Source organism: Maribacter sp. MJ134, assembly GCF_003970695.1.
GTDB lineage: Bacteria > Bacteroidota > Bacteroidia > Flavobacteriales > Flavobacteriaceae > Maribacter.
This window is the reverse complement of the sequence record NZ_CP034570.1, coordinates 1770440-1787935: the sequence shown is the minus strand read 5'-3', so window position 1 is coordinate 1787935 and position 17496 is coordinate 1770440. Positions and strand designations below refer to the sequence as shown.

At 39.4% G+C, this 17496-nt stretch carries 18 protein-coding genes; 12 read left to right on the top strand and 6 right to left on the bottom strand.

What is annotated here, in order from left to right:
- Nucleotides 1-133 precede the first annotated feature (133 nt).
- Entirely contained in the window at nt 134-370 is a 237-nt protein-coding gene (locus EJ994_RS07785; RefSeq protein WP_126591936.1) for a hypothetical protein, read from the top strand.
- 631 nt (nt 371-1001) lie between these two features.
- Nucleotides 1002-1241 (top strand): hypothetical protein, encoded by a 240-nt coding sequence (locus EJ994_RS07780; RefSeq protein ID WP_126591935.1) that lies wholly within the window; start codon nt 1002-1004, stop codon nt 1239-1241.
- Here the strand turns inward: EJ994_RS07780 and EJ994_RS07775 are convergent.
- Entirely contained in the window at nt 1238-1957 is a 720-nt protein-coding gene (locus EJ994_RS07775) for an arylesterase (RefSeq protein ID WP_126591934.1), read from the bottom strand. The two genes, EJ994_RS07780 and EJ994_RS07775, sit on opposite strands and share 4 nt — an antisense overlap.
- Nucleotides 1958-2018: 61 nt before the next feature.
- Between EJ994_RS07775 and EJ994_RS07770 the strand changes: the two genes are divergently transcribed.
- From EJ994_RS07770 to EJ994_RS07755, 4 genes are all read left to right on the top strand, one after another.
- On the top strand, nt 2019-2708 hold the full coding sequence (locus EJ994_RS07770) for an ABC transporter ATP-binding protein (RefSeq protein ID WP_126591933.1): 690 nt from the start codon (nt 2019-2021) through the stop codon (nt 2706-2708).
- Between the two features lie 47 nt (nt 2709-2755).
- Nucleotides 2756-5254 carry an ABC transporter permease gene (locus EJ994_RS07765; RefSeq protein WP_126591932.1) on the top strand — a complete coding sequence of 833 codons (2499 nt, stop codon included), beginning with the start codon at nt 2756-2758 and terminating at the stop codon, nt 5252-5254.
- Between the two features lie 230 nt (nt 5255-5484).
- Nucleotides 5485-6369: a RidA family protein gene (locus EJ994_RS07760; protein ID WP_126591931.1), complete on the top strand. Its 885-nt coding sequence runs from the start codon at nt 5485-5487 to the stop codon at nt 6367-6369.
- Between the two features lie 32 nt (nt 6370-6401).
- Nucleotides 6402-6872 (top strand): RidA family protein, encoded by a 471-nt coding sequence (locus tag EJ994_RS07755; protein ID WP_126591930.1) that lies wholly within the window; start codon nt 6402-6404, stop codon nt 6870-6872.
- Nucleotides 6873-7237: 365 nt separating this feature from the next.
- On the opposite strand, the gene EJ994_RS07750 is transcribed toward EJ994_RS07755, so the two are convergent.
- The 4 genes from EJ994_RS07750 to EJ994_RS07735 are packed head-to-tail and all read right to left on the bottom strand — an operon-like array spanning nt 7238 to nt 10135.
- Nucleotides 7238-8896 (bottom strand): serine hydrolase, encoded by a 1659-nt coding sequence (locus tag EJ994_RS07750; RefSeq protein ID WP_241240880.1) that lies wholly within the window; start codon nt 8894-8896, stop codon nt 7238-7240.
- A complete protein-coding gene (locus tag EJ994_RS07745) occupies nt 8893-9231 on the bottom strand; it encodes a hypothetical protein (protein ID WP_126591929.1) in 339 nt (112 codons plus the stop codon). The genes EJ994_RS07750 and EJ994_RS07745 overlap by 4 nt, the downstream gene beginning before the upstream one ends.
- 1 nt (nt 9232) lies before the next feature.
- Complete coding sequence (locus tag EJ994_RS07740; protein WP_126591928.1) at nt 9233-9787, bottom strand: RNA polymerase sigma factor; 555 nt, start codon at nt 9785-9787, stop codon at nt 9233-9235.
- 6 nt (nt 9788-9793) lie between these two features.
- Complete coding sequence (locus tag EJ994_RS07735; RefSeq protein WP_126591927.1) at nt 9794-10135, bottom strand: DUF6249 domain-containing protein; 342 nt, start codon at nt 10133-10135, stop codon at nt 9794-9796.
- Nucleotides 10136-10373: 238 nt separating this feature from the next.
- Here EJ994_RS07735 and EJ994_RS07730 point away from each other — a divergent pair, with 238 nt between their 5' ends.
- The 6 genes from EJ994_RS07730 (at nt 10374) to EJ994_RS07700 (ending at nt 15747) form a co-directional block, all read left to right on the top strand.
- A complete protein-coding gene (locus EJ994_RS07730; protein ID WP_126591926.1) occupies nt 10374-11390 on the top strand; it encodes a hypothetical protein in 1017 nt (338 codons plus the stop codon).
- A 364-nt stretch (nt 11391-11754) separates the two neighbouring features.
- Nucleotides 11755-12168: an EthD family reductase gene (locus EJ994_RS07720; protein ID WP_126591925.1), complete on the top strand. Its 414-nt coding sequence runs from the start codon at nt 11755-11757 to the stop codon at nt 12166-12168.
- Nucleotides 12169-12281: 113 nt separating this feature from the next.
- Nucleotides 12282-13241 (top strand): 23S rRNA (adenine(1618)-N(6))-methyltransferase RlmF, encoded by a 960-nt coding sequence (gene rlmF, locus EJ994_RS07715; RefSeq protein WP_126591924.1) that lies wholly within the window; start codon nt 12282-12284, stop codon nt 13239-13241.
- 48 nt (nt 13242-13289) lie between these two features.
- On the top strand, nt 13290-13724 hold the full coding sequence (locus EJ994_RS07710) for a GNAT family N-acetyltransferase (RefSeq protein ID WP_206507186.1): 435 nt from the start codon (nt 13290-13292) through the stop codon (nt 13722-13724).
- 115 nt (nt 13725-13839) lie between these two features.
- Nucleotides 13840-15192, top strand: a complete 1353-nt coding sequence (locus tag EJ994_RS07705; protein WP_126591923.1) for a DEAD/DEAH box helicase — start codon at nt 13840-13842, stop codon at nt 15190-15192.
- A gap of 297 nt (nt 15193-15489) precedes the next feature.
- On the top strand, nt 15490-15747 hold the full coding sequence (locus tag EJ994_RS07700) for a hypothetical protein (RefSeq protein WP_126591922.1): 258 nt from the start codon (nt 15490-15492) through the stop codon (nt 15745-15747).
- A 161-nt stretch (nt 15748-15908) separates the two neighbouring features.
- On the opposite strand, the gene EJ994_RS07695 is transcribed toward EJ994_RS07700, so the two are convergent.
- Nucleotides 15909-17495, bottom strand: a complete 1587-nt coding sequence (locus EJ994_RS07695; protein WP_126591921.1) for an amidohydrolase family protein — start codon at nt 17493-17495, stop codon at nt 15909-15911.
- Nucleotide 17496 lies beyond the last annotated feature (1 nt).

The window sequence follows — 17496 nt, the reverse complement described above, 5'->3', positions numbered from 1 at the left end:
CGTGCCGTTCATCGATTGATTTTTACACTTCAACCGGATTGCTGTCAGATACCGAGTATTATGGGTTTTTCGGCGAACGACCACCCTCCGAAGTACACTTGCACCCGTTATAATAGTGTAACAAACGCAAGTCATGAAAACAATAGCAACCATCTTCTTTATCTTCTTCATCGGAATGACCGCTCAGGCTCAGAACAACACTACCGATGTTAAAGTTGAAACGGTTGAAATGACCATAGTAACAGAAACGGCTTACGAGTTGAACTTGGAAACCAAAACGGAGGTTGCTAGATTGTACAAGCACAAGAACGCTAGAGTAACCAAGGCATTATCTTTTACAACAAAGAGAAACAAAGCTAAAATGGCTTAATACCTAACAAGATAAATAGTAACGATTATGAAGAATTTCATTAGCACTAGTATCAAGAACCTATTACTAACTGTAGGTATATCCCTAACAGCTGAACCAAAGAGGAGGTATGTCCTTGTTCCTGTTAAAAGGACCAATCAATTCAAAAGATAATTTCAATCGGGTAGTAAATACATGCCCTATTATTTTAGGCCTCATTCACTTTATTCCAATTACGCCGTAGCTACTCTTTTATAAGGTATAGGTTTTGACCTATTGCATGCTGGTCATCAAATTTTCAGAATGCTTCCATAGCTGCGAATAGGAATGGAAAAAGCCCTTAAGGATATTGAATTATACGCTTTATATCCGTCGTGTAAGCACAACTTTCTCTAGTTAAATACAAGTTTTTTTACCTATTAATACAGCGAATCGACACGACTTCAAAAAAAATATTGTAGGAAAAAGCTTATAAAATCGATAAAGTGTTTAAAAAATCGGATTAAAAACAAGAGTGTTTGTAGGAATTTTTGAGTCAAATTGTGCCACTCATCGAAAATTTTGCATTTCAACGGTAAAACCGGACTTATTATCGATTCAAATCAAATGAAAAGGAACATGTGGTAGTTATCAATATCCCAAATAACCTACAATGCGATCTATTCTTATTTTAGTACTAGTTATCTGTATGGGGGCTTTTGCCCAAGCCCAGAATACAAAAGCAGAAATAAAGGTAAACCCTATTTCCATGCCTGTAGTCAAAACTGTTCACCAAACTAAATTGGTCAAGGAGCAGCTCCCAGCGGTAACCGGGATTTTTATCCTAAAACATTCCAGAATCAAAAGAGCCTTAACCTTTCAAATAAGAAAAAGAGATGTTAAATTGGTTTAATCGAGCACCATCTCTGTTTCTTCAACAGGTTGGATTATTTCTTGTAGCACTTCCCAAACGTTTTGTGCAACTATTTTTTGACCTTCGGCAGTGGGATGAATCCCATCTTCCAGATTCAGGTCCGGGTTCCCTGCGACTCCTTCCAGTAAGAACGGAATAAGCGAAATGGCATTCTTTTCGGCCAGGTTTGGAAAGATGTTCCGGAATTCTGTGGTATATGCTTCTCCCATATTGGGTGGAATTTGCATTCCCGCAAGGACTATTTGCGTATGTTCGTTTTTCGCGCGGACCAAGTCAATCATTTTCTGCAGATTAGTACGGGTTTCAGTTAATGGAATTCCACGTAATCCGTCATTTGCTCCTAGTTCCAGTACAAAGATGTCTACTTTTTGATTCAATACCCAATCCAATCTATTTAAACCGCCAGACGTGGTTTCTCCGCTTAGGCCAGAATTAATTACGGTATAGTTCAACCCAAGGGAATCTATCTTCTCCTGTATTCTGTTGGGAAAACCCTCTTCCGTCTCCAAACCATAGGCCGCGGTTAAACTGTTTCCGAAGAAAAGAATTGTTTTGTTCCCTTCGGAGCTTACCTCCACATTAGCTTCGGTATTTTTCGTGGTGGGAGATGCAACGGTCTTCTGTTTCGGATTTTCGCCACAACTGCTTATCAATATTGCGATAAAAAAATAACTAAACTTTAATACTTTGCCCATGTGCTATACTTCTAAAAGTCGAAATCATTGCCTTATTTTGTTGCCTTGTACAAAATAATTTATGACAAAGATATTAAACGTCCGTAACCTAAAGAAAATCTACACAAGCGGTTCTAAGGAACTCACTGTTTTAGACGACATTAATTTTTCTATTGAAAAGGGTGCCACTTTCGCTATTGTGGGCCCATCTGGTAGTGGAAAGACCACCCTTTTAGGGCTTTGCGCCGGTCTTGATAAATTGGATACGGGTTCCGTAGCATTATGCGGACAGGAATTGAGTGAGCTCAACGAAGATGAACGTGCGCTGTTACGCAATCAGAAAGTAGGTTTTATTTTTCAGGATTTTCAACTCTTACCCACCCTAACGGCCTTGGAAAACGTGGCGGTACCTTTAGAACTGCAAGGAGTTTCACACGCGACCAAAGACGCCATGGATTTGTTAACGAAAGTAGGGTTAGGGAACAGATATGATCATTATCCTTCCCAATTATCCGGCGGAGAACAGCAACGTGTAGCACTGGCAAGGGCTTTTTCCAATAAGCCGGATATCTTATTTGCAGACGAACCGACCGGTAATCTTGACGAGGAAACCGGTGAAAAGGTCATAAAACTACTATTCGACCTAAACAAGGAGATGGGAACTACCTTGGTCATTGTTACCCACGATTTGGACCTAGCACAACTTACGCAGCATATATTACGATTAAAAGGAGGTAAAATAATGGCTAACGAAATTACCACGGCATCTTGAGTGATTTTAGGCATACTTCGAAAACGCCGATAAGCTGGCTGTTTAAAATGGCCTGGCGAGACGGTAAGGCCAGCGGCAAGCGTTTACTTCTTTTTATGGCGTCCATTTTACTGGGTATTGCCGCTGTGGTGTCCATACAATCGTTCAGTCAGAATTTAAAAGAGAATATAGGATTACAGTCCAAAGCCTTAATGGGTGCGGACTATTTGATCGACAGTAACCAGCCGGCCAATGCCCGCGTGCAACAGCTGATGGATTCCTTAGGTGGCGCCGATGCCATGGAAGTGAAGTTTGCCTCCATGGCCGCTTTTAACAAGAACGGTGCGACAAAATTGGTGCAAGTACGTGGGGTAGAAGGTGATTTTCCTTTCTATGGCGCATTGGAAACCGAACCTGCCGATGCTGCAACAACCTATCAAGAAAGGGGAGGAGCTTTGGTAGACGCTACTGCAATGCTACAGTTTAACCTGAAACCAGGGGATAGTGTTAAACTGGGTACCCTAACGTTCCCCATCATCGGGTCTTTGGTTACCGCTCCGGGAAGTACGGGAATCGGAACATCCGTTGCGCCACCGGTTATGGTGCCGTACCGCTTTATGCAGCCTAGCGGGTTATTGCAAAAGGGGAGTAGGTTGGCATACAATTACTATTTCCTTGACCCCGATGCCGATTTGGAGGCGCTGGACGAAACCGTGGATCCTTTGTTGGATGAACAGAACGCCGATATGGACACGCACACCGCTACTAGTCAACGCTTGGGAAGACGGTACGACAATGTAGGTCGGTTTTTAAATCTGGTAGCGTTCATCGCTTTGCTACTCGGCTGTGTAGGTATTGCCAGCAGTGTTCATATTTATATTAAAGAAAAACTTAAGGCGGTGGCTATCCTAAAATGCTTGGGAGCATCTAGGAAGCAGACCTTTCTTATCTTCTTACTTCAAATCGCGGGCATGGGCCTTCTAGGTGGGTTGATAGGCACTTTGGCCGGTTTGCTGCTGCAACAATCCTTTCCCTTGCTATTGCAAGAGTTTTTGCCCTTTGACGTCACCATAAGCACTTCGTATGCCGCCATTATCACCGGGCTGTTATTAGGTATTATCATGTCGGTACTCTTTGCGCTTTCGCCTCTTATCAATACTTGGTACGTATCGCCATTAGCCGTCTTACGCGTTCAAGAGCGTACGGGCGAAAAATCGAGATGGGCCAATTTTGGCGTGCTCGCCGTCATCGTGCTTTTTGTTTTTCTATTTGCCTATTGGCTGTTGGGTAATTTTAAATTTGCCCTTGGTTTTGTAACTGTGGTACTGGTAACCTTCGCCATTTTGGGAGGAGTGGCCGTTGGATTTATGAAGCTGATAAAACGCCTATTTCCAAAGTCATGGACCTTCACGTCTCGGCAGAGTCTATTGAACCTTTTTCGGCCCAACAATCAGACTGCGGTACTCATTTTGGCCATCGGTATCGGTACTTTTTTAATCAGCACGCTCTACTTTACCAAAGATTTTTTACTAGCAAAAACTTCGTTGGAATCTAGCAACAAGAGTCCCAATATGATTCTTTTCGATGTACAGACCGAACAAAAATTGGCCGTCGCCAATACAATTACCCCAAAAGGCATGCCTGTTTTGGAAAATATTCCGATTATTACCATGCGCTTGGAAAAGATTAAAGAACGCTCCGTGAACGCCATTCGGTTGGACACTACGACCGGAATCAATAAATGGATTCTAAACCATGAGTTCCGTGTCACGTACCGGGATTCCTTGATCGGTTCCGAAAAACTGGTATCGGGCAACTTTGGGGCCAAGGCAGGACCCGACCAACCTATACCTATTTCCTTGTCGGATAATGTGGCCCGGGATGCGCAAGTGGTTTTGGGAGATACCTTACTATTTAATGTGCAAGGAATGCTTATGGAAACTGTGGTGGGTAGCATTCGCCAAGTGGATTGGGGTAGAATGCAACTGAATTTCTCTATCGTCTTCCCTACTGGAGTTTTGGAAAAGGCCCCGCAATTTCACGTATTGACGACCAATGCGCCCAGTAAGAAGGCTTCGGCGAGTTTACAGCGCGAATTGGTGCAGCGGTTCCCCAATGTGTCCATTTTAGACTTGCGACAGGTGATTACCCTTGTAGAGGGCATTCTGGATAAAATAGCTTGGGTCATTAGTTTTATGGCCTTTTTTAGTATGCTTACCGGTATCATTGTACTTATAGGTGCCGTACGTAATAGTAAATATCAACGAATACGTGAAAGTGTGCTGTTGCGTACCCTAGGGGCCAAAAGCCATCAAATCCTAAAAATTACCGCTCTGGAATATCTGTATTTAGGACTCTTGGGCAGCGGGGTTGGCATTTTGCTGTCCTTGGTCAGTAGCCAATTATTGGCCTATTTTGTTTTTGATACTTCCTTTGTACCTTCTTTGGTGCCGTTTTTGGTGGTTTTGCCGGGGGTGACATTGTTGGTATTGGCCATAGGGATGTCTAATAGCAGCAGTGTTTTAAAAAGTCCACCGTTACAAGTATTGCGCAAGGAGGCAAGTTAATTTATTACTTAAACAAAGAAAACATTTAGAAAATTAGACCGATCAATAAAAATGTGCGATAACCATGTATAGTCATAATTACAGTGATACGAACTACCCTTTTACCAGGGGAAGAGCGAGTTGAATCCGATTTGAACTTCAAAACAAGTTCTAGCCCTTCGGATACACTTATATTAACCTGTAGACGGTCCTACGAGACCGATGTAAAAAAGCAAAGCAATACTCATAAAATGAAACAATTGAAAACTCTTATATTAACAACATTATTACTAGTATTCTTTAATCCGCTTTCAGCCCAAGAAGAAGAAAGAAAAGAGTTGGCCAAACTATCCTTTTTAATGGGCAATTGGTCAGGAATATCAAGCTCTTATACCCCAAACGACACTACACGGGTAAATGTCAGGGAAAGTGTAAACTACATTATGAATGGAGCTATTTTAACTCTAGATGTGGTATCCTCAAATATTGAATTGCATACCCTAATTACCTATAGCAAAAAAGATACATGTTATTATTACCAGCCCTTCAGCAAAACAGGAGGGGGTAAATACAAAGGCAAATTAGAAGACGGTAAATTTATCGTTTATTTTAATCCAGAAAGTCGATTGATTTTTGAAAAAACGCCAAATGGGGAATTTCACGAATACGGTGAATCTTTGAAGGACGGAAAATGGAAGAAGTACTTTGAGGATATTCTCTTACCGGCCGGTGTGGCTAAGGCAAATCAAATAAAAGCTGAAAAAATCACTAAGGAATATATAGACCCTATTACAGCCTTAACCAATGTTGTATCGGTTGAACATGAAAATTTCAAAACGATATACATTGCAGGACAAGTTGGTACCGGAACCACTAAAGAGGAACAGCTGGAAACCGCTTATAAAGCCGTCGAAAAAAGACTGGCGCAGGCGGGGGCCACTTTTTCTGATTTGGTGGACATGAAAATTTATATTGTGGATTATGATCCGGATAAGGATTTAGCTATGTTTTTTAGGGTTCGTAAAAGACTTTATGGCGACATGAAAATGCCTCCAAATGTATTCATTGGAATTTCTTCACTTTATAGTAGAGAGAAAAAAATTGAATTATCAGGAACCGCGGTACTAATTAAATAAAAATAATACCCCATTATCAATTGGTAAATAAGATGAAAAATATCGCAAAAATTTATAGTGGTCCTATTTTTATAATAATACTAACCATATTGTCCAATTCAATCTTTGGTCAAGAGAACGAAGGCAAACAGTTTAAAAAACAAAAAATTGGAGGTGAAGCCAATTGGACTTACTCGGAAGCAGTAAAAATTTCCGACTATTCTGAATTATTATTTATTAGTGGTCAAATTCCCGTAATTAATGATAATCCGGTGCCTGATGATATAAAAGAACAATGTGAAATTGCTTGGTCTAACGTGGAAACTCAGTTAGAAAAGGCCGATATGACTGCAGAGAACCTGGTAAAAGTTACTTTTTTTGTGTCCGATAGAAAGTATTTAAATGAAATTTCTCAATTGAGAAAACGAAAACTATTAGGCGTAAAACCAGCTATGACTATCATAATAACAGGTATTTATAATGAAAATTGGTTATTAGAAATCGAGGGAATTGCTGCTAAATAAAGAAGTCTATGTTTAGTCATGTACATTTACAGTCTTATTATGATAACTAAACTTTGACCAACACTTAATATACTAGTAAAGTTAAAAAACTGAAAACCAGATAGAAAAAAAGTTATAAATAGACATGAGTCTTCCTAAATTAACTTTAATTCTCTCTCTTATTCTTTCTGATAATACTATTACTTCAAAAGAGATTCCAAATTAAAAAGAACTGAGCTAAGAGATAGCAAATAATTCTTTAATCTATTAAAACACTATTCCAAGACCATTGATGTAAGGATTTGGCTTTATAGTTCTTTTTGCTGATGGGAACAGAAAAGTCCCGTAACGCATTGTATTACGGGACTTTTCATTATAACAGGTGCTTATCTTGTGCCATTAGCCGGCGATGTACTTTTTGAAATCCGTTTTAAATCTAAATCTTGGAAGTTAAAGCTGAAATCAATGAAACGAGAAATGCCTTTCATCTTAATGCGTTGTGCTTTGCCATTTTCATCTAAGGAAAATAGGGCAAAAGCATCAGCTTTCATATCTTGATATTCCCATTTAATTGCAAAAGTATTGCCTTTATAATATGCCATTTTACCATTTAACCTCGGCGACTTTTCTGATCTAAACCATAAATCACCATTTTTATCAAACACTTCCACTTTTCCGAACCAATTATCCTGGTATACGCCGATATACCTATCTTTATTGACTTTTTTATTTTTATTCGCTTCAACTTGGGCCCAAGCTTTTTCGGTGTCAGGGTCGCCCATTTGTCCACCTTGTTGTTGCATTCCCTGTGCCATTTGGAGCCAGTTGATGCCGGTGTTTAATTGTAAAAATTCATCCAATAGAATAAAACCCATTAATCCATTTAAGAAACCGGCTCCCTCGGAATTGTTCAGGACAACGATGCCCAGCTCTAATTCTGGAATTAAAGTAACTTCTGAAGACATCCCCGCAATTAAACCCGAATGTTCAACTTTGAGAAAACCGTTAAAATCTGACAGAAACCAACCTAAACCATATCCTGAAAAGTGAGATTTAAAGGGCGATCTTGGGTCTGATTGTTTATTCATGGCTGTGTGAACACGCCACATTTCTTGTTGTTGCTGTTCCGAGAATAAGGTCTTATTTAAATCAGCACCGTATTTGCCTTCGTTCAACTGTGCCAACATCCATTTACACATGTCGTTCGCACTTGCCCAAATACCACCTGCGGCTCCGTTCATCTTTTGCTTTTTATTAGCGTTCAAGTTTGATTTTTGTATAACACTCAACTTTTTACCATCAAAGGAATGCGCCATAGCAATGTTATCATTTTTAATAGCGTCGTCGTAACTGGCGAAGGAATGGTTCATTCCCAATGGTTTAAGAATTTCTTGTTGAATAAATGTCTCCCATGGTTTTCCGCTTACTCGTGCAGTAAGTTCGCCTGCCACGAGGTACAATAGATTGTCGTAATCAAATTTTGTCCTAAAAGCTGTAGTGGGTTCAAAATGTTGAAAAGCGGTAAGTACATCGTTGATCGTAAAATTTGAGCCATCTGGAAAGATCATCAGGTCGCCTGCGCCAAGACCTAAACCGCTCCGATGCGTCAAAAGGTCTTGGATGTTGAAGTTGTTCGTAACGTAATCGTTGTACATCTTAAACTCTGGTATGTAATCGATAACCTTATCTTCCCAATTGATTTTTCCCTGCTCCACTAAAATGGCTAACGCTGCTGATGTAAAAGCTTTGGAATTGGAAGCGATACCAAAAGGTGTGTTGGCCGTTATGGCTTCATTTGTGGCTATTGAGTTTACTCCATAACCTTTTGCGTGCACAATTTTACCGTCTTTCACGACACCTATTGCAAAACCCACAGTATTATCCATCGTATCCATTGCCTTATGAACGATACTGTCGATTTGTTCTGTGGTCATTTGGCCATTTACTTTTCCCCAGGATAGCAGTGCCACTAGCGCGACCAATGTGCTGATTTTGAAATAATCGATATTAATTTTTATACTGTGATGCTGTTCTGTATTTTTCATGATAAATAGTTTTTTATTTGATTAAAAATTTTAGCGCCGCCCATTTCTAGCTGAATAAATAGAATGAGTAAGGCTAGGCTTAATCCCACGAATGAAGTAATAAATCGAGTTGAAGTACCCATGCTACTGGGTAAGCTAAAAAGTACACCAAGGATTACAATCAATACAGCGGACACTAGTAGAGCGGTAGTGCCTCTGGCTTGATAGCGTGATATTTGAAGTTCTATGCTTTCTCGTTGTTCTATTGTTTTTAAGATAGCTTCTTCCAAATCTACAGGCTCATTTACGTCATCAACCTTTCCTAAAATTTCCTTTAGGTAGTCTTTATTTTCCATTTTAATAGGGTTTTCCGATTTTGTTGTTCTTTAGTATTCCATAAAAATTTGTTCTTCCCCGATATAGGAGAACCTTTATATTGGCCTTCGTAAAAGCTGTGATATCTTCAATTTCCTTAATACTTCGTTCGTCAATGTAATAGAGCTGTAAGACTAACGCCTCTTTCGCAGGTAGCTTTTCAAAAACACGTTTTATCAGTCTTTTTAATTCTTGCTTCTCTAATTTGGCAATAACATTGTTCAAGTTGGTCTTCTCATTATCGGTAATGGAGTGTTCCCCGACGACTTCATCCTTGCGCTTTTCTCGTTTTATAAACTGTAATGCCGTATTTATTACAATGCGATAAAACCAAGTTGAAAATTTGGCTTCCTTTCTAAAGTTGGGTAGGGAAGAATAGGCGATAATGAAACTATCCTGAACAACATCCTTTGCATCTTCATCTCGCTTAACAATTGAAACGGCTACTCCAAAAGCCTTGTTCTGATACGTTCTAATGAAATAACCAAAGGCATTCGTATTTCCATTTAAGACCTCATTGATATAATGGGCATCCATATAGGGCTATTTGTTTTTCTGTAATTTCTTCGCCCAGAAAAATGATGCGATAAGACTTACACCACCAAACAATAGCATAAAAGACGGATAAAAAACTATTTCGTCAATTTTTAAGGCTTTTTCCAAGAGGTATGCCAATAGTAAACCGAAAGCAATACCTACCATTAACATTCCTAATTTCAATTCTAGATACCTCCCATTATTGGAGGGTGCATTTGTGTCTATTCCTTTTTCTATTTTAGCCATGCGTTCTAAATGCGAGGCTTTAATAAAAGTATAAATTGTGTACCCTGCGGCGACGAAAAGTGCCATTAAGACGATTCCAGGTCCAAAGAAAAAATCATTCATCTTTTTAAGTTTTATAGTTTACATCTATATGATTATTGTCAATACAAAAAGGTTACAGATTTTATGGTTTACTCATAAAAAATCTTAAAGCCTTGACCTTTGCGTTAGAAGCTTTAAACGGCAATATAGTTACCAGGAATAAAACCAAAAAGGCTTAACTTTATAGAAATCCCTTCTAGATGCGCAAGCAATAATTGATGCTATTTAGACAGAAGATAACCATTGTAAAGTAAGGACTATGACAAAGCGCTTAAACCTTGAAAAGACTGTTCTTCCATTTGCGGTATTGCTTTTTATTATCGCCATGATGGTCGGTATTTCCCAAACCCGAATGTTTAGCGAAAATTCTGGTACCATTTCTATTGGCATTACTTTTGATTTGCTCCTTACGGCACCTATTGTCTATTTTTTGTTCGTTAGGAAAACCAATATTCCAAAGTTTACGGTACTTCCTATTTTAGTTTTGGGTATGGTCGTGGCTTCATTGATTATACCTCCTGAAAATCAATATTATCTTCATCTTTTCAAAATATGGGTGTTCCCTATTATAGAACTGACCATTCTGAGCTATGTAATCTACAACCTGATTAAAGCAATAAAGAAGTACAGCGTCCATAAGACAACATCGTTCGATTTTTTAACCACTTTGAAGAAAACGTGCCAAGAAATCTTGCCTAGATTCGCGGTAATCCCCGTTGTTACGGAAATCGCGGTTTTCTACTATGGTTTTATCCATTGGAAAAAAAGAACTTTAAAAGCGGGGGAATTCTCCTATCATAAAAATAGTGGTACCATAACGGTGCTTATTGGTATACTCTTAATAGTGGCTACAGAAACAGTAGTACTTCATATTTTACTTGCGAAATGGAGTACGGTCGCCGCGTGGATTGTATCTTTTTTAAGTATCTATTCTGGCGTTCAAATTTTTGGCTTTCTAAAATCTATGTGCAAGAGACCTATACGAGTCACCAAAGACCAACTGTTTCTTAGATACGGGATTATGTCAGAAACCACTATTGCGCTCAAGAATATTGATGCAATTGAGATTTCATCAAAGGAGTTCGTGAAAGATAATGAAACTCGGAAACTGTCCATTTTCGGTGAATTAGAAACACATAATATTGTCATTCGCTTAAAGCGGGAAAATGAGCTTATAGGACTTTATGGTCTAAAAAGAACGTATAAGAATTTAGCCTGCTACGTAGATGATAGCGTAGCGTTTAAGGAGTTTATTGATAAACTCAAGGTTAGGTAAAGGACAATATTGCAAATGGGAAATATGGTATGTATTGTGTAATATCGGTTTGGATAGCTGTACTATTGCATTTTGGGGAAGTATGTGAGCATCTTAAGACATATGCTTAATTATTGGGGAATAACTATAACATCAAAAATGAAATTTTATAAGATATATAGCTTGTTGTTTTTAGTCTTAGCTAGTGCTTGTGGTGAGGAAAAAAATGTAACACCGAAACAATGGTTTAAGGGAAATTTACATACCCATACATATTAGAGTGTCGGGGATGAATTTCCTGAAGTGATTATGGATTGGTATAAATCCAACGATTAAAAGAAAAATTCCTGATTATTCAATCGCACTTAATTAAAATTCAATGAATATGAAAACAAAAGTGAGCTTTATAGTCTTTGCTCTGGGGCTTTTAATAAGTTGCCAACAAAATAAATCGATTACCACTGGTGCAATAAAAGAGGGTATGGTCAAGGTAGCTATCTTTTACCCAAATGGGGAGAACAAGAACTTTGATATGCAGTACTATGCCCAAAAACATATGCCTATGGCCGCAGGTTTATTCGGAGATGCTTTAGTTGCTATGGAAATTGATAAAGGTATAGTCAATGGTAATCCAGAAGAGCCCTTGCCCTATGTGGCTGTAGGTTATTTTTATTTTGAGGATATGGATGCTTTTCAAAATGCTATGGGACCCAACTCGGCAACCCTCAGGGAAGACGTGCCTAATTATACTAATATCAAACCAATACTTCAAATCAGTAAGGTGCAAACCGCTAGATAGAGACCGGACAAGGATTGGTATAGAAAAACGTAAACTGATATGAAATGTGTATTGTTGCAAAGTAAAGGCGCAATGTATAGAGCGAATTGAGCCTTTAGGAATAAAACCTGATTATGTCCTTACACCAAGAAAAGCAGATTAAAACAAGGTTGCACACCCGTAATAAGAATAGAACACCTTATGATATTGAGGCGCTTGTGCTTGCCGTACCCGAATTGGAACATCATCTTAAAAAGAACAAATTGGGCTTACCTTCAGTAGATTTTTCTAGCCCTATAGCAGTAAAACTTTTAAACAGGGCACTACTAAGTTATTACTACCAAATTGGATACTGGGAGTTTCCGGATGAGCACTTGTGCCCGCCCATTCCTGGGAGAGCGGATTACCTTCACTATATGGCAGATGTGCTGCGAGAAAGTAATTTTGGGAGAATGCCCGCTGGAAATAAAATTACTTGTTTGGATGTTGGTGTGGGTGCAAGTTGTATTTATCCCATTATCGGGGTTGTGGAATATGATTGGAATTTCATTGGCTCGGATATTGATTCGAAATCATTAATGGCTGCAAAGAAAATCAGGAGTAACAATGCTTCACTTAAGGATAAAATAGACCTTAGATTGCAAAAAAATCCGAACGTATTTTTTCAGGATATCTTAGAAAATGAGGAAAAAATAGACCTTTCTATTTGTAATCCTCCTTTTCATGCCTCACTAGAGGAAGCTCAGAAAGGCACGCGGAGGAAAGTAAAAAACTTATCGGGGAAGAAAATGAGTACACCAGAGCTTAATTTTTCGGGGGTTGAAAGTGAATTGGCGTATAAAGGTGGTGAACTAAAGTTCATTCAGAATATGATTTGGGAGAGCCGTAGAAATGCGGAAAATTGTTATTGGTTTTCCACTTTGGTATCTAAACAATCCAATCTCAAGGCTATCAACAGTCTATTGAAAAAAGTAGCGGCCAAAGAAATTAAAGAAATACCCATGGGTACCGGAAATAAGACTACTAGAATTATTGCCTGGACTTTTCTTTCTAAAGAGGAACAAAAGGAATGGAAAAGGTTGAGATGGCAATAGAGAGGTCAAATGGTTTAGAAATTATCAAAATTCACTACGTTGGGTTCTTTGCAGATAGAAATTAGACGGATTCAGGCTCAAGAAACCTACCATTTGCGTCACGAGGTAATGTGGCCGGATAGACCGCTTGATTTTATAAAATTGGATAATGATGAAGACGGAATCCATTTTGGACTCTTTAAAAATAATGATATTGTATCCGTGGTATCTTTATTCGTTAATGGCCATAGTGCCCAGTTTAGAAAATTGGCTACCAAAACTTCGGAGCAAAGTAAAGGGTACGGAAGGCGTCTATTGCAGTACCTAATAAACTATGTTGAAGGGGAAGGGAAAATTCACCATTTATGGTGTAATGCCCGGGTAGATAAAGCCGGTTTTTATAAACATTTTGGCATGAAGCAGACAGACCGGACGTTTCAGAAATTGGGACAGGATTATTGTATTATGGAAAAGTATTTTCATGACATTCTGAACGGAACCTGAAACCAATTCCCAACACGGTCAAGGTACAGACAATGGTAGAAATTGGTATTAAATATTAGTTTTTGTGGTATTACAAGTTTTAACCGCATAGCTTTGCAGCATAAACACATTGCCTATGGCCTCTTTTTCCGAATTTAAAATTAACAATCCCCTGCGAAACGCTTTAGATGACTTGGGGTTTCAAGAGGCTACACCCATACAAGAACAGGCTTTTTCTGTGGTGATGAGTGGTAAGGATGTTGTTGGAATAGCGCAAACGGGAACAGGCAAAACCTTTGCGTATCTTTTGCCGCTATTGAATATGCTCTCTTTTTCCAAAGAGATACATCCGCGAGTGCTGATATTGGTTCCTACACGCGAACTAGTGGTGCAGGTAGTTGAAGAGGTAGAAAAATTGGCTAAGTATGCTTCCGTCAGAGTCACTGGCGTATATGGAGGCACTAGCATGAATAGGCAGAAAGAAACTTTGGCACTAGGCACGGATATCGTAGTAGCTACTCCGGCGCGGTTGTACGACCTGATGCTTACGCGAGCGTTACAACTAAAGAATGTAAAAAAACTGGTCATTGACGAGGTAGACGTTATGCTGGATTTAGGTTTTCGTTTTCAACTGGTGAATATCTTTGAACTCTTACCAAAACGTAGACAGAATATTATGTTTTCCGCTACCATGACAGACGATGTAGAAAAGTTGATCAATGATTTTTTTGAAGGGGTACAGCAAATTGCCGTAGCGGTTAGTGGAACGCCTTTGGACAATATTGCACAGACCTGTTATGCCGTTCCCAATTTTTATACCAAGGTAAATCTATTGGTGCACCTACTTCAAGATGTGGATACTTTTCATAAAGTACTTGTTTTTGTTTCCAGTAAACGAAGCGCGGATTTATTGTTCAAGGAATTGGCCGAATTTTTCAGCGAGGAAACTTGTGTTATCCACTCTAATAAGACCCAAAACTATAGACTGCGCTCTATAAACCAGTTCGATTCTGGTCAAAATCGAATTCTCGTTACCACCGATGTAATGGCACGTGGACTGGATTTGGACCAAATTTCACATGTTATTAATTTTGATACACCGGTTTATCCAGAAAACTATATGCACCGTATAGGACGAACGGGTAGGGCAGAGAAGGAAGGCAGTTCTATTCTCCTATTTACAGCAAAGGAGGAACCTGCAAAAGAGGCTATAGAGGAATTAATGAATAGAAAAATCGATGTGCTTCAACTACCTGGAGAAGTTGAAATTGCTACCCAATTAACACGGGACGAAAGGCCCAAGCATATAGAGCGCGAAAATCCGCTTAAAGAAAACGAAGAGGAAAGGGGTGCTAGCTTTCATGAAAAATCGGAGAAAAACAGAAAGCAAAACCAAGGTGGCGCCTACAAGAGAATTATCAAAAAGAAATATACCAAACCAAAAACGCGTGGGGATAAAAATTTTGGTAAGAAGCGCAAAAGAAAATAACCTGTTCGGCAAGCAACGGTTTTCTACAACTTTCCACCACCGATTTATTCTGGATTCCTAGTTATTGATAGATATAAACTCCAATTTTATTATAAAACTCGATTCTAAGTGTTAGTTTTTCTCCGATAAAATACAAGCCTAATCGTTGAAAAGTTTAACGGGTAAATTGTCTTTGTCGATGCTTTTAGCCCGTTCATCTATCATTTTTTAGATAAGCGAAAAAGTCTGTATTTCAACGACATAGCAAGGGTTCTAGTCTGTTCTTGAGGTTATCTTTAGGTAACCCAAATGAATAATATGAAATCTGTTTTAACCTTAGTATTAGTTCTTTTTTTAGGTACTATGGCCATCGCACAAAACACGGAAAACAATGGTAAAGTGGACACTTTTAAAATGGGTGTTGTTTTGGTTATTAGCACTCCTGATATTGACCTCTCGGAAAATAATCCGTTTATTGACACACAAGCTTTAGCGCGCTTATATCGCTACCCAAATTCTAGGGTAAAGAAGGCTTTATCTTTTAGCACAAAGAAAGACAGCCCAAAATTGGCCTAATCTTTGCTTTAAGAAAAAAGTACACTAAAGTACTTTATAAAATAATAGTTTATGTTAGTATCTATCTTTTTAGTTTCAGTGGTTGTAACACTTAAGGTCTTAGGTAACGCCATGAAAAATAAGCCAGCCCCTATTAAAGTGCGTAGCACGTATAGGAGGTCCTAGTCCTTTATCCCTGGCTGTTTGATTGTATAGTTGTTCTTGGCCTTAGCCTCGTCTACCTGCCTTTTTACGTCTGCCAATAAGGCTTTTGAGTCATATATGATGCCGTCCTTAATGGTGTACTTTACACCTCCTGCACGCACCACATCGTTATCTTCGGTCAGTTTTATAGCTCCTGTACCATAAAGTACTTTTAAATTTTTCAGCGGATTTTCTTCTACCACTACAAAATCTGCCATTTTTCCGATGGCAACGGAGCCAATTTTATCATCCATTCCTAAGGCTTCTGCACCGTTTAAGGTGGCGGACCGGATAATTTCCAAAGGATGGAATCCGGCTTCACGAAGTAATTCTAACTCTCTGATATAGGCAAAACCGTACAATTGAAATATAAAACCGGAATCCGAACCTGTGGTAACCCGGCCACCCCTGTTTTTATATTCGTTGATAAAGGTCATCCAAAGTTTGTAATTGTTTTTCCAAGCTACTTCCTGTTCCGTACCCCAGTCATGCCAGTACGAGCCATGCGATATTTTACTTGGCTGATAAAATTCCCATAAAGATGGCAAGGTATAGTCTTCATGCCATTCCGCACGTCTTGCACGCTGCAAGTCCCTACTGGCCTCGTAAATGTTGAAGGTGGGGTCTAACGTAAAATCAAGTTCCAGTAATTCGTTCATAACAGCGTTCCAATGGTCAGAATAAGGTGCTGCCGCTTGAGACCATAGTTTGCCTGCGTTCTCGAAGCGATGCTGTTCATTTTGATAGTTATAGTCCAGCGGATAGTCTTGTACCGTTCTATCGTCAAATAAGGCCTCTGGAAGCCCGTACCAGTGTTCCATTGAGGTTAGGCCCGCACGAGCGGAATGTAACACGTTCCATCTCGCTACGCTTAGCTGTGCATGATGACAGGCAGAACCCAGTCCTAGTTTTTTGTTTTCGTCCAAAGCGGCCGCCATAATTTCCGGTTCCGCACCAAAGAACTTTATTCCGTCCGCACCTTTTTTTGCGTTTGCCCGTACCCACTCACGCGCTTGTTCCGGTGTGGAAATGGGAATATCGTTCAAAGGATTAAAGGTCTTGCTGGTTTGTCCAAAACCCGTATAAGCCATTATACGCGGTGCAATAATTTCATTTTTGGCACTCTTACGTTTTAAGTCCATCGTAAAATCGACGCCTCTACCGCTAGGTTCGCGCACCGTGGTTACCCCATGTGCCATCCAAAGTTTAAATACATAATCTGGTTCTGCTCCTTGGGCAGTTCCCCCGATATGGCCATGCATATCAACGAAACCGGGCAGCAGATACATATCATTGCAGTCCAATTCCTTACCGCCAGCCTTTAATTTTGGTCTTTTGGTCTCATCAATAGGTACACCGTCATAACCAACAACCTGAATTTTTTTGATAATGTTATTTTCCACCACAATGTCAATTGGCCCTTGAGGCGGCGCTCCATTTCCATTGATAAGCATCACTCCCCTTATGATGAGTTGTGAATGTGGGCCGTCTCCCTGAAGCGACTGTGCCATAAGACCTGAGATGGATATTAGGGTGGCGAATAAGAGTAGTTGTAATTTTTTCATG